General features: G+C 72.5%; 10 protein-coding genes. 9 read left to right on the top strand and 1 reads right to left on the bottom strand.

Features of this window, described 5'->3' with window-relative positions:
• The 7 genes from ABFX54_RS54090 to ABFX54_RS54060 form a co-directional block, all read left to right on the top strand.
• The coding region (locus ABFX54_RS54090) for a Dyp-type peroxidase (RefSeq protein WP_346115143.1) at positions 1-1,140 on the top strand (1,140 nt) is incomplete at its 5' end.
• A gap of 18 nt (positions 1,141-1,158) precedes the next feature.
• Positions 1,159-2,793 carry an FAD-binding oxidoreductase gene (locus ABFX54_RS54085; RefSeq protein ID WP_346115142.1) on the top strand — a complete coding sequence of 545 codons (1,635 nt, stop codon included), beginning with the start codon at positions 1,159-1,161 and terminating at the stop codon, positions 2,791-2,793.
• Between the two features lie 14 nt (positions 2,794-2,807).
• Positions 2,808-3,500 carry an EthD domain-containing protein gene (locus ABFX54_RS54080; RefSeq protein ID WP_346115141.1) on the top strand — a complete coding sequence of 231 codons (693 nt, stop codon included), beginning with the start codon at positions 2,808-2,810 and terminating at the stop codon, positions 3,498-3,500.
• Complete coding sequence (locus ABFX54_RS54075; RefSeq protein ID WP_346115140.1) at positions 3,500-5,053, top strand: GMC family oxidoreductase; 1,554 nt, start codon at positions 3,500-3,502, stop codon at positions 5,051-5,053. The genes ABFX54_RS54080 and ABFX54_RS54075 overlap by 1 nt, the downstream gene beginning before the upstream one ends.
• Positions 5,054-5,063: 10 nt before the next feature.
• A complete protein-coding gene (locus tag ABFX54_RS54070) occupies positions 5,064-6,644 on the top strand; it encodes a GMC family oxidoreductase (RefSeq protein WP_346115139.1) in 1,581 nt (526 codons plus the stop codon).
• A 276-nt stretch (positions 6,645-6,920) separates the two neighbouring features.
• Entirely contained in the window at positions 6,921-7,994 is a 1,074-nt protein-coding gene (locus ABFX54_RS54065; RefSeq protein WP_428834666.1) for an IS701 family transposase, read from the top strand.
• Positions 7,973-9,445 carry a sensor histidine kinase gene (locus tag ABFX54_RS54060; protein WP_346115138.1) on the top strand — a complete coding sequence of 491 codons (1,473 nt, stop codon included), beginning with the start codon at positions 7,973-7,975 and terminating at the stop codon, positions 9,443-9,445. The genes ABFX54_RS54065 and ABFX54_RS54060 overlap by 22 nt, the downstream gene beginning before the upstream one ends.
• On the opposite strand, the gene ABFX54_RS54055 is transcribed toward ABFX54_RS54060, so the two are convergent.
• Positions 9,427-11,055: an NAD(P)/FAD-dependent oxidoreductase gene (locus ABFX54_RS54055; RefSeq protein ID WP_346115137.1), complete on the bottom strand. Its 1,629-nt coding sequence runs from the start codon at positions 11,053-11,055 to the stop codon at positions 9,427-9,429. The genes ABFX54_RS54060 and ABFX54_RS54055 overlap by 19 nt on opposite strands.
• 153 nt (positions 11,056-11,208) lie before the next feature.
• On the opposite strand from ABFX54_RS54055, the gene ABFX54_RS54050 reads away from it, so the two are divergent.
• Together ABFX54_RS54050 and ABFX54_RS54045 are read left to right on the top strand one after the other, a co-directional pair.
• A complete protein-coding gene (locus ABFX54_RS54050; protein WP_346115136.1) occupies positions 11,209-12,033 on the top strand; it encodes a type 1 glutamine amidotransferase domain-containing protein in 825 nt (274 codons plus the stop codon).
• Positions 12,034-12,038: 5 nt separating this feature from the next.
• On the top strand, positions 12,039-12,651 hold a 613-nt coding region (locus ABFX54_RS54045), incomplete at its 3' end, for a thiamine pyrophosphate-binding protein (protein ID WP_346115135.1).

The raw sequence follows: 12,651 nt of genomic DNA, 5'->3' as shown, positions 1-12,651 counted from the left end.
CGAGCACCCGCCGGGGGAGCGGGCAACGGGCGGGTCCCGAGAGGATCGTTCCGAGGGGAGCACCAGCCCGGCGTCCTCACCGGGCCGGCGCTCGCCTGCCTGGTGGCCGCGTTCCACTGCCGCGACCGCGACCGGCAGGCGCTGGCGGGAACGTTACGAAGGCTGTCGGACGAGATGGACACCCTCATGGCCGGGCGCGCCCCGGCCCCCAGCGCCGCCACGCTGCCCCCGTCCGACAACTCGCTCCTGCTCGGCCAGGGCGACCAGCCGGCGCTGGTGACGCTCAGCGTCGGCGCCTCGCTCTTCGACGGCAGGTACGGCCTGGCCGACCGCCGCCCCGCCGAGCTGCGGCCGATGGGCGCGCTGGCCAACGACCGGCTCGACCCGGCGCGCACCCACGGCGACCTGCTGGTGCTGGTGCAGGGCGACCACCCTGACGTGTGCCTGCACGCGCTGCGCCGCCTGACCGTGGCGGCCGGCGAAAGCCTGAGGCTCGCCTGGTCCCAGGACGGTTTCGCCCGTCCGGACCCGGTCGCCACGGCGGGCGCCACGGACAACCGCAACCTGCTCGGCTTCAAGGACGGCACCGGCAACCCCGACGCGGGGAACGCGGCGCTGATGGACCGGGCGGTCTGGGTCGGGGCCGGCGACGGCGAGCCCGCCTGGGCACTCGGCGGGACGTACGTGGCCGTCCGCCTGATCAGGATGTTCGTCGAACGCTGGGACCGTACCCCGCTCGCCGCGCAGGAACGCGTGATGGGTCGCCGCAAGGACTCGGGCGCGCCCCTGGACGGTTCCAAGGAGACGGACCTGCCGCGCTACGCCGACGATCCCCGGGGCGAGCGCATCCCGCTCGACGCGCACATCAGGCTGGCCAACCCGCGCACGGCGGGCCCGGAGAAGGCGATGCTGCGCAGGGGCTTCAACTACTCGCGCGGGCTCGACGCCGACGGCCTGCTCGACCAGGGCCTGGTCTTCGTCAGCTACCAGCGCAGGCTGGCCAACTTCCTTCAGGCCCAGGAACGGCTGCGGGGCGAGCCGATGGAGGCGTTCACCCGGCCGGAGGGCGGGGGCTTCTTCTACGCGCTGCCCGGCGCCCGTGACGGCTACCTGGGCCAAGGGCTCGTGGACGACCAATAGGGCGAGGAGGAACGATCCATGAAAGGCCTGTCGAGGCGTGGTTTACTGGGCGGCGCCGCGGCCGCCGCGGCCGCCGCGGGCGTGGCGGCGGTGGACGAAGCGGCAGAAACCAGAGCTTCCGTACGGGACAGAGGCCCGGTGGCCGGACCCGCGACGGTGTTCCCGAACGACCCCCGCTACCAGGAACTGACCGTCGGCTACAACCAGCGCTGGGTCGGCCGGCCCGACTACGTCCGCGTGGTCAGCTCCACCGAGCAGGTGGTGGCGGCGGTCCAGGAGGCGGTGGACGCGGGCAAGCGGATCTCGGTGGTCTCCGGCGGCCACTGCCTGGCCCCGTTCGTCTTCAACGACGAGGTCAAGGTGGTCATCGACCTCGCCGGGCTGAACGACGTGTACTTCGACACCCGGCGTGGCGCGTTCGCGGTCGAGGGCGGCGCCCGGCTGTCGAACGTCTACGAGACCCTCTACAAGAAGTGGGGCGTGACCATACCCGGAGGCATGTGCCCGACGGTCGGCATCGGCGGGCACACCACCGGCGGCGGCTACGGCTTCCTGTCCCGGCAGTTCGGGGCCGTGATCGACCATCTGGCGGCGGTCGAGGTGGTGGTCGTGGACCGCTCGCGCACCGCCCGCGCGATCGTGGCCACCAGGGACCCCGACGACCCGCACCACGCCCTGTGGTGGGCGTGCGCGGGCGGTGGCGGCGGCAACTTCGGCGTCGTCACGACGTTCTGGTTCCGCACGCAGGGCCGCACCGGCACCGACCCGGGCGGGCTGCTGGTCAGCCCGCCGAAGGACGTGCTGCTCAGCGCCGTCGGCATCCCGTGGAGCATGCTGGACCGGGCCACGTTCACCGCCCTGGTCACGAACTGGGGCGCCTGGTACGAGTCCGCCGCCGCCCCGGACTCGCCGGCCAAGGCACTGTCCGGGGTCGCCTCTCTGGCGCATCGCTCGGCCCAGAACGTCTTCCTGCTCACCCAGGTCGACGCGGCGGCCCCCGGCGCCGAGGGGCTGCTGAGCGGCTATCTCGCGGCGCTGACCAGCGGGCTCGGCGTGGACGCGGTGGTGGCGGCGCAGCCGGCGCAGAAGCTGCCCTGGCTGCACGCGGTCAGGCTGATCGCGGCCAGCATCCCGTCGTTCATCAACCCGACGTTGCGCGGGTCGTCGAAGTCGGCGTACCTGCGCACGTCGTACACGCCCGTCCAGGCGGGCGCGATGTACGACGCGCTCACGCGTACCGACTTCGCCAACCCGGCGGGCGCGGTGACGCTGGCCGGGTTCAGCGGCGGCGCGATCAACGCCGTGCCGTCCACCAGGACCGCGCTCGCCCACCGCGACGCCGCGTTCTGGACCCTGTTCGAGACGCAGTGGCAGGACCCGGCCGCCGACGCGGCCAACATCGGCTGGCTGCGCGACCTGTACGGCGCGGTCTGGTCGGCTACCGGCGGCTACCCGGTGCCCGGCGAGCAGGCCGACGGCTGCTACATCAACAACCCCGACCCGGACATCACCGACCCGGCGTTCAACCGCTCGGGCGTGCCCTGGCAGACCCTCTACTACAAGGACAACTACCCCCGGCTGCAGCGGGTCAAGGCGGCCTACGACCCTCGTGGCGTCTTCAAGCACGCGCAGTCGATCACCGCGGCCGAATGACGGAGGAAGACATCGTGATCCACCAACTCATCTTCGCTGCCCCCAAGCCGGGAATGACGGAATACGAGTTCCAGCAGTACTGGCTGAACGTGCACGCCGTCGAGTACGCCTCCAAGATCCCCCAGATCAGGAAATACCTCATCGACACCCGGATCCCGTTCTGGCCGGGCGAGGGCGAGCCGCTGTGGAGCGGCGTCGCGGAGATCTGGCTGCGTGACGAGCGTGAGCAGCTCGAATCGCTGCAGACGCCCGAGTTCCTGGAGGGCGCGCGCATGGACGAGCCGCGCTGGGCGGCCTTCTGGCGCACGGTCGTGCTCGACACCGACGCCCACGAGGTGGTCGCCGGGCCCGAGCTCGCGAGCGCGACAGGCGTCAAGCTGATCGTGCTGGTCAAGCGGAAGGAAGGCGTGCCGCTGGCGGAGTTCAGGAGCCGCAGCCTGGGCGCGCACGCCGACCTGGTCAAGCGGGTGCCCGGCCTGCGCCGCTACCTGCAGTGCCACGTCAGGGACGGCGCGTACGGCATCGGCGAGGCCGTGCTGGACGCCGCCTACCTGCTCTCCTTCGACAGCCGCGACGACCTGGCCGCGGCGCTCGCCTCGGCCGAGTTCGCCAAGGCCGAGTCCGACATGGAGTCGTTCGTCGAACCGCGTTACGTGCACCGGCTCGTCACCACCGAGCACTGGATCATCGGGCCGGAGAGCCGCTGATGTCCGGCCCAGACAACGGCCCAGACAACGGCCCAGACCACGGCCACGACCACGACCACGACCACGGCCACGACTACGTCGTCGTGGGCGCCGGCGCGGCGGGCGCGATCGTCGCGGCCCGGCTCGTCGAGCGCACGCAGGCCCGCGTGCTCCTGCTGGAGGCGGGGGGCGGCGCCGACGTCCCCGCGATGCGCCAGACCGGCATTCCGGGCATGACGTCCCTGTGGGGCGACCCGGACGTCACCTGGCCGTACCTCACGGTTCCGCAGCAGGGGCTGGACGGGCGCTCGGTGCCGCTGCCGCAGGGCAAGGCCCTCGGCGGCGGTACCAGCGTCAATGCCATGCTGTACGTACGGGGCAACCGCCGCGACTACGACCACTGGGCCGAGCTCGGCAACGACGGCTGGTCGTACGAGGAGGTGCTGCCCTGCTTCAAGCGGGCCGAGGACCACGAGCACGGCCAGGACGCCTACCACGGCAGCGGCGGCCCGATGAAGGTCGCCCGCCTGTCGCGGATGTCGGAGGTGTCGCGCGCCTTCATCAGCGGCGCCCGCGAGCTCGGCTACCCCGGCGGCGAGGACTGGGACTACAACGGCGTGGCCCAGGAGGGCGCGTTCGCCTACCAGTCCACCAGGACGAAGGACGAGGAACGGTCGAGCACCGCCTACGGCTACCTCGACCCGCTCAAGGGCCATCCGCGGCTGACCGTCGAGACCGGCGCTGTGGCCACCCGCGTGCTGCTGGACGGCACGAGGGCCACGGGCGTGGAGTACGTGCGCGACGGTGTCACGCACCGGGCCGAGGCGGCCGCCGAGGTGGTCGTCTCCTGCGGCGCGCTGGCCACGCCCAAGCTGCTCATGCTGTCCGGCATCGGCGCCGCCGCCGACCTCGGCCGGCACGGGCTCGCCACCGCCGTGGACCTGCCGGGCGTCGGCGCGAACCTGCACGACCACCTCATTCTCGGCGTCGCCTACACCTGCCGCACCGAGCTGCCGCCGCCCGAGCTGCTGGCGGAGGCCGGCCTGTTCCCGCCCGACGACGCGGCCCTGCAACTGCTGTTCGGCCCCGTGCAGTTCGTCGAGGATTCCTACCGCGTGGACGGGCCCGTCTTCACCTTCGCGCCCGTGCTCGCCCAGCCGCGCAGCAGGGGCACGCTCACCCTGCGCTCGGCCGACCCCGGAGACCCGCCCCTCGTCGATCCCGGCTACCTGAGCGACCAGGAGGACCTCAGGGCGCTGGTCCGCGGGATCGAGCTGTCCAGGGAGCTGGCGCACACCGAGGCGATGTCCGTCTTCCGCGAGCGCGAGAGCGCGCCGGGACACGGCGCGGACCTGCGCGCCTACGTCCGCGCGACGGCGAGCACGGTGTGGCACCCGGTGGGCACCTGCCGCATGGGCCGCGACCCGATGGCCGTGGTCGACCCCGAGCTGCGCGTGCACGGCGCCGAGCGGCTGCGGATCGCCGACGCCTCCGTCATGCCGACCATCCCCGCAGGAAACACCGCCGCAGCCTCCATGATGGTCGGCGAGCGCGCGGCCGACCTGCTCACCTAAGGAGCCGACCGTGGCAGACAGCTACAGGTACATCGTCATCGGCGCGGGCGCGGCCGGCTCCGTGCTCGCCGCCCGGCTCAGCGAGGACCCCGGCGCCTCGGTGCTGCTGCTGGAGGCCGGCGACGCGCAGGTCACCGACGCGGTCAGGACCCCGCACCGGTGGAACGAGGTGCTGCTGACCGACCTCGACTGGGCGTACATGAGCGAGCCCCAGCCGGGCCTCGGCGGCTCCCGCGTCTACAGCGCGGCCGGGCGCGGCCTGGGCGGCGGCTCGAACGTCTACCACATGATGCACACCAGGGGCCGGCCGCAGGACTACGACTCCTGGGCCTACCAGGGCTGCCCAGGATGGTCGTTCGAGGACGTCCTGCCCACCCTCCAGCACCTGGAGGCGCAGCGGGACGGGCACAACCCCACGGCGGGCAAGGACGGCCCCATGACCGTGGTCGACGCGGCCGAGACCGGCAACCCGGTGTCGCGCACGTTCATCGACGCCTGCGTGGAGCTCGGCCACCCCCGCCTGGACGACTTCAACGCCGGCCTGTTCGGCGCCGGCTGGCACCACGTCAACATCAAGGACGGCCTGCGCCACGGCGCTCGCGAGGCCTACCTGGACCCCGCGCTCGGCCGCCCCAACCTCACCGTCATGACCGCCGCCCCGGCCACCAGGCTCCTGTTCGACGGCGGGCGCTGCACCGGCGTCGAGTACACCCGCAACGGCGCCACGCACACCGCGCGGGCCGAGGCCGAGGTCGTGCTCTGCGCGGGCGCCATCCAGTCGCCCAAGCTGCTCATGCTGTCCGGCCTCGGACCGGCCGCGCACCTGGCCGAGCACGGCATCCCCGTGCTGGCCGACCTGCCCGGGGTCGGCGCGAACTTCCAGGACCACCCCCTGGTCATCGGGCCCATCGGCTACATGGCCAAGCCCGGCGACGACCCGCGCGGGCAGGTCACCGAGGTCGCCGTGTTCTGCGGGTCCGAGGAGGGCCTGCCCGTGCCCGATCTGGAGGTGGCGCTGGTGCACCGCGCGCCGTTCGGCGAGAAGTTCTTCGCCAACGTGGTGCGCCGCGTGCAGACGGGCAAGCCCATCGCGCCGGTACGGGAGCTGGTGGACCCGCACGTCATCCTCAGCCTCACCGCGCTGGTGCGGCCCGTCTCGCGCGGCTGGGTCCGCCTGGCCGGCCCCGACCCCGCCGCCTACCCCCTGATCAACGCCGACTACCTCGGCGACCCGTACGACCTGGAACGCACGGTCACCGTCGTGGAGATCGCCAGGGACCTCTACCGCACCAAGGCGTTCACCGGGGAATGGGGGCTCACCGAGGTCGCGCCGGGCCCTGACGTGACCACCCGCGCCGAGCTGCGCACATGGGTGAAGGCCAACACCGGCTCCTACTACCACTTCGCCGGCTCGTGCCGGATGGGCTCGGACGCGGGCGCGGTGGTCGATCCGCGGCTGCGAGTGCGCGGCGTCGAGGGGCTGCGGGTGGCCGACGCCTCCGTCATGCCGACGCTGGTGAGCGCCCACCCGCACACCACGGTCGTGATGATCGCCGAACGCGCCGCCGGCTTCATCACCGGCGGCGGCTGAACACACCGGCACCCGCACGTCGAGCCTCATGGGCCGGACCGGTCCATGAGGCTCGACGTCGTGCCGGTGAGACGTTTGCCGGACAGGCGTTTTCGCCGGTGAGACGTCTTGCCGCCGGATGTCCGTCCGGCCGGACGTCTTGTTGGCGGGACGACATCTGACCGTCATATATAGAAGTGGCAGTGCCAGCATAAGCTCGTCCTGTCACCCCGCCCCGGATATTCCGATAATTAATGGTGAAAAGGGGGAATCTCGAAATATTTAGGGGTTGGTCGTATGACCATCTATACGGAATTGGACTCGCAGGAGATATGGCTCTCGCCATTCTGTGAGGATCTCTTCTCCTCCTTCCTCCGTTCCGACCAGCGCCGCTGGGGCGAGGTGTATGTCCAGGGCCTGCTCTCGGTGCCCGGCCGCAAATCGATCCGGCGCATCTCCGAGCAGGTGACGGGACGGCCCGTCGACCAGTGCCTGCAGCAGTTCGTCAACCAGAGCCCCTGGGACTGGCGGCTCGTCCGGCAGCGCCTGGCGCAGATCCTCGTCCAGGCCGTCCGCCCCAAGGCGTGGGTGCTCGAAGAGGTCGTCTTCCCCAAGAACGGCTCCAAGTCGGTGGGCGTGGCCAGGCAGTTCGTGCACTCCGCCGGCCGGCTGGTCAACTGCCAGCTCGGCTTGGCCGTCGTCCTTGTGGGCGATGAGGGCGGGTGCCCGGTCAACTGGCGGCTGCTGCTGCCGCGCTCGTGGGACGACGACGAGGAACTGCGCAGCGGCGCGCGCCTGCCCGATCGGGAGCGCAGCCGGCCGGCCTGGCGGCACCTGCTCCAGGCGATCGACGAGATGGTGATCGACTGGGGTCTGCCGCCCGCGCCCATCGTGGCCGACGCCAGGGCGATGCCGGGCGTGGAGTCGCTGCTCGGCGGGCTGGCCGAGCGCGGGCTGCCCTACCTGGTCCGGGTCTCGCGGCACACCATGCCCTCGATCGGCCCCGGCGCCGTGGTCCGCCCGGTGCTGGAGCCCGCCAGGCCCCGGCTGCAGGTGGTGCCGGGGCGGGCGCTGCCGCGTCCGTACGAGCCGGCGCACAGCTGGCGCAGCGTCGGCAACCGCTCCATGTGGCTGACCGACCTGGGCCGCCACCGCGTGCCCGACCTGGCGGGGCTGATCAAGCTGCGCAACAGGGCGGTGTCCGAGCTGTCCGCGGTGTCCAGGGAATCGGGCCTGCACCACTTCGAAGGCCGTTCCTTCCAGGGCTGGCACCACCACGTCACGCTGGTGTCCGCCGCCCACGCCTACCGGCTGCTGCGTGGCCGCGACGGAAGGAAGGCGGAGGACCTGTGCCTGTCCCCGCATGGGTGACCGAGCGGCTGTGCGGCGCCGAGCTGTTCCGCGGCCTGAACGCCGAGCAGCTCGACTGGGTGGCGCGCACGGGCCGGTTCATGGAGCTGTCCGACGGGGACGCGCTGTTCTCCGAGGGCGAGCCGGCCGACGCCTTCTACGTGCTGCTCGGCGGCCAGATCGTGGTGACCAAGCTGGTCGGCGGCAGGGAGCAGGTGCTGGCCAGGCACACCGGCGAGAGCATCGAGCACCAGTTCATCGGCGAGCTGCCGCTGCTCACCAGCGGCGAGTACCTGGCCAGCGCGCTCGCCGTGGGCCCCGCCCGGGTCGTCGCCTACGACAGGGACGGCTTCTTCGAGATGCTGGAGCGCTGCCCGCCGGTGTCCAGGGTGCTGCTCCCGGTGCTGGCCGGGCGGATCAACGCCATGGAACGGCAGGCCGGGCGCAGCCGCATGCTGGAAGGGCTCGGCATGCTCGCCGCCGGGCTGGCGCACGAGCTGAACAACCCGGCCGCGGCGGCCATGCGGGCCACCCGCGACCTGCGCGACCTGACGCCACGGCTCGCCGAGGCCGCGGTCGCGTGGGGCCGGGCCTGCGACGACGCCGAGTGGCGGCTGGTCGCCCGCGTCCAGGGGGAGCTCACGCCCAGGGTGCCGCTCGACCCGCTGGCCGAGGCGGAGGCGGCCGACGAGGTGGCCGACTGGCTGCAGGCGCGCGGGCTCGCCCACGCCGCCGACCTGAGCGACGTCCTGGCCGAGCACGGCGCGTGCCCCGCCCGGCTGGACGAGCTGGCCGCCGGACTGCGGGCGGAGGCGCTCGGCCCGGCGCTGACGTACCTGACCAGGGTGCTGCGGGCGGCCTCGCTCACGCGGGACGCGGCCGAGGCGGGCCGGCGGGTGGTGGAGCTGGTCGGGCGCACCTCCGCCTACGCCAACCTCGACCGCGCGCCGGAACGCGACGTGGACCTGCGCGAGGGGCTGGAGGCCACGCTCGCGCTCATGGCGCCGAAGCTGCGCGGCGTACGGGTGCGCCGCGACTACGCCGACCTGCCCGACATGAAGGCGTTCCCCAGCGAGCTCAACCAGGTCTGGACGAACCTCATCGACAACGCCGTGGACGCCATGAACGGCGAGGGCGAGCTGGCGATCAGCACCCGGCGCGAGGGCGGCCACGCCGTGGTGGAGTTCCGCGACGACGGGCCCGGCATCCCCGGCGACGTGCTGCCCACGGTGTTCCAGCCGTTCACCACGACCAAGGAGCTGGGCAAGGGCACCGGGCTCGGCCTGCACGTCAGCATGGACATCGTGGCGCAGCGGCACGGCGGCACGATGGAGGTCACCACCCGCCCGGGGGAGACCCGCTTCGTGGTCAGGCTCCCCCTGAGCCGCCTGGTCGGCGGCTCGGAGAGCGGACGCTCCCGGAGCGGCGGCCCGGAGGCGCGGACAGCCGAGGCTCAGCTCTCCGAGCGATAGCGGTGGATCATGGACACCGCCATCGCGCCCTCGCCCACGCTGGAGGCCAGCCGCTTGACCGAGCCCGCCCGCGCGTCGCCCGCCGCGAACACGCCGGGCACGCTGGTCTCCAGCAGCAGCGGCTGACGCGGCAGGTCCCACGCGGGCAGCTCGGCGACCGGCCCCAGGTCGGGCCCGGTCAGCACGAAGCCGCGCTCGTCCCTGCGCACCATGTCGTCCAGCCACTCCGTCCTGGGCCTCGCGCCGATGAAGACGAACAGGTGCTCGGCCTCGTGCGTGCTGAGCGCGCCGGTCACGCCGTCGCGCAGCACGATGCGCTCCAGCTGGTCGGAGCCCTCGGCGCCGGCGAGCTGTGTGTTCGTCATGATGGTGATGGCCGGATCCGCCTCGATCTCGTCCACCAGGTAGGCCGACATCCCTTGGGACAGGTTCGCGGCGCGGACGACCATGGTGACGTGGCCGGCGTGCTTGGCGAAGTGGAGCGCGGCCTGACCGGCGGAGTTGGCCCCGCCGACGATCCACACGGGCTTGCCGACGCACGACTCGGTCTCCGTCAGCGTGGCGCCGTAGTAGATGCCCGCGCCCTCGAAGCGGCCGGCGCCGGCGGCGTCGAGGCTGCGGTAGGACAGGCCGGTCGACAGCAGCACGGTGGCCGCCGTGATCTCCTTGCCGTCGGACAGGTGCAGCACGCAGGCCCGCCCCGCCCGGCTCAGCCGCTCGGCCTCGACCGGGGCGAGCACGTCGACGCCGAACCTGCGGGCCTGCGTGACCGCCCGGCTGGTCAGGTCGACCCCGGAGATGCCGGACGGGAAGCCCAGGTAGTTCTCGATCCTGCTGGAGGTGCCCGCCTGGCCGCCCGGCACGTACGCCTCGATCAGCAGTGTGGCCAGGCCCTCGGAGGCGGCGTAGACCGAGGCGGCCAGCCCGGAGGGGCCGCCGCCGACGATGGCCACGTCGTAGTGGGGGTGGCTCAGCTCCGTGGCCAGGCCCAGCGCCTCGACCACCTCGGCGTGCCCGGGCCGGACCAGCGAGCGCCCGTCGGGCAGAGCCACCACGGGCAGCCCGGCCGCGCCGCGCGGGCCCTCCTCGAACCTGAACGGCAGGCGATGACGGGTGAGCAGGTCGCGCAGCCGGTGGGTGGCGGGCGCGAACCGGTGACCGACCAGGCGAATGCCCTGGTACGGCGGCTCGTAGCCGGACTCCCAGTCGGCCAGCAGCTCGTCGAGCACCGGATAGAGCCGCTCCTCAGGCGGCTCCCACGGCTTGACGAGGTAGTGGTCGAGCCGCACCTCGTTGATCGCGGAGATCGCGACGCTGGTGTCGGCGTAGGCGGTCAGGAGCACCCGGCGGGCGGTGGGGAAGCGCTCGGCCGCGGCGGCCAGGAACTCGATCCCCGTCATCCCGGGCATGCGCTGGTCGGACAGGATCAGCGCCACCTCCGCGCGGCGGTCGAGCAGCGTGTCGAGCAGGCGCACGGCCTCGGCCGGCGATCTCGACGCGAGGACGCGGTAGCGCTCCTGGTAGGCGTGGGACAGATCGCGCCGGACCGCGCGGAGCACGTGGTCGTCGTCGTCCACGGCCAGCAGGACCGGCCGGTGCTGCTCGGGCATCACGACCCTCCAGAATCGGCTGACGACCATTCTGCCGTTCTTTCGGGAAGCGCACCCGGGACACATGACGAAGTATCAGGTCATTTGCCGGACTTGACGGAATAGGCGGGCCGGCCTTGTCCGTGAATCCCGGCGATTGTTTGAATTCGCTGTATGACGCGCACCATTCTTATTATTCTCTCCGAGTTCGGATATTGGGGAGAAGAGCTCGTCGGGCCGCTGACCGCCTTCGACAGGCAGGGTTACCGGAGCGTGTTCGCCACTCCCACCGGCAAGCGGCCCCAGGCCCTGCCGCCCAGCCTCGACCCCGGCTACGTGGACCCGCCGCTCGGCCGCTCGGTGACCACCCCCGAGGTGGCCGTCGCCGCCCGGCAGGTGGACGAGTCCGACCGGCTCGACGACCCGCTCAGCCTGGCCGAATGGATCCCGGAACGGCCGTACGACAGCGAGGACGGCCATCTGCGCAAGGTCGAGGCCTACTACCGCGAGCTCGGCCGGCTGGACCGCGACATCGACCGTTACGACGCCCTCGTCCTCGTGGGCGGCAGCGGGCCGATCGTCGACCTGGCCAACAACGGCCGCGTGCACGACCTCATCCTCGCCTTCGTCCGGGCCGGCAAGCCGATCCTGGCCGAGTGCTACGGCATCGCCTGCCTCGCCTTCGCCCGCGACTGGGAGGACCGCATGAGCATCCTGCGGGGCAAGCACGTCACCGGCCACTGCAAGGAGTACGACTACAAGGACGGCACGGGGTTCCTCGGCGTGGACTTCAACATGGGGCCGCCGCCGTACCCGCTGGAGTACATCCTGCGCGACGCCACCGCGCCGGACGGGCGCTACCACGGCAACGTGGGCAAGGAGACCTCGGTCATCGTCGACTACCCGTTCGTCACGGGGCGCTCCACGCCGGACTCGTACCTGTCCGGCGAGAAGCTGGTCGAGGTGCTCGAAACCGGCCTGCGCCGCTACGGCTGGTGAATCCCGTGAGCAGCCGCCCGGCCAAGAGGGCCGTCTTCGAGCAGTTCGCCGCCGACGGCATCGGCGTGATGTTCGGCAACCCCGGGACCGTGGAGCAGGGCTTCCTCGACGTCCTGGAAGAGGTGCCGGGCTTCCGGTACGTGCTGGCCCTCCAGGAGGCCGCCGCGCTCGGCATCGCCGACGGCTACGCCCGGGCGACGGCCGGCCCCGCGCTGGTCCAGCTGCACACCGGCGTCGGCCTCGGCAACGCCGTCGGCATGCTCTACCAGGCCAAACGCGGCCACTCGCCGCTCGTCGTGATCGCCGGCGAGGCCGGCGTGCGCTACGAGGCGATGGACGGCCAGATGGCCGTGGACCTGGTGGCGATGGCCGCGCCCGTGACCAAGTACGCCACCAGGGTCACCCATCCGGGCTCGGTGCTGCGGGTGCTGCGCCGCGCGGTCAAGACGGCGATGACGCCGCCGCGCGGCCCGGTCTTCGTGGCGCTGCCCATGGACGTGCTGGACGCGGAGACCGACGAGCCCGCGCTGCCCAGCACCATCCCCAGCCGGGCGACGGTGCCCGTGCCCGAGGAGCTGGACCGGGCCGCCGCCGGGCTGCGCGCGGCCCGGCGCCCGG

The organism is Nonomuraea maheshkhaliensis, assembly GCF_039529435.1.
GTDB classification, from domain to species: domain Bacteria; phylum Actinomycetota; class Actinomycetes; order Streptosporangiales; family Streptosporangiaceae; genus Nonomuraea; species Nonomuraea maheshkhaliensis.
This window is presented reverse-complemented; position numbering and strand designations above follow the sequence as displayed.

Bases quoted from the DNA above. Each gene is read 5' to 3' on its own strand.
- ABFX54_RS54050 (WP_346115136.1), top strand. From the start codon at position 11,209: ATGACGCGCACCATTCTTATTATTCTCTCCGAGTTCGGATATTGGGGA.
- ABFX54_RS54055 (WP_346115137.1), bottom strand. From the start codon at position 11,055: ATGCCCGAGCAGCACCGGCCGGTCCTGCTGGCCGTGGACGACGACGAC.
- ABFX54_RS54075 (WP_346115140.1), top strand. From the start codon at position 3,500: ATGTCCGGCCCAGACAACGGCCCAGACAACGGCCCAGACCACGGCCAC.
- ABFX54_RS54065 (WP_428834666.1), top strand. From the start codon at position 6,921: ATGACCATCTATACGGAATTGGACTCGCAGGAGATATGGCTCTCGCCA.
- ABFX54_RS54085 (WP_346115142.1), top strand. From the start codon at position 1,159: ATGAAAGGCCTGTCGAGGCGTGGTTTACTGGGCGGCGCCGCGGCCGCC.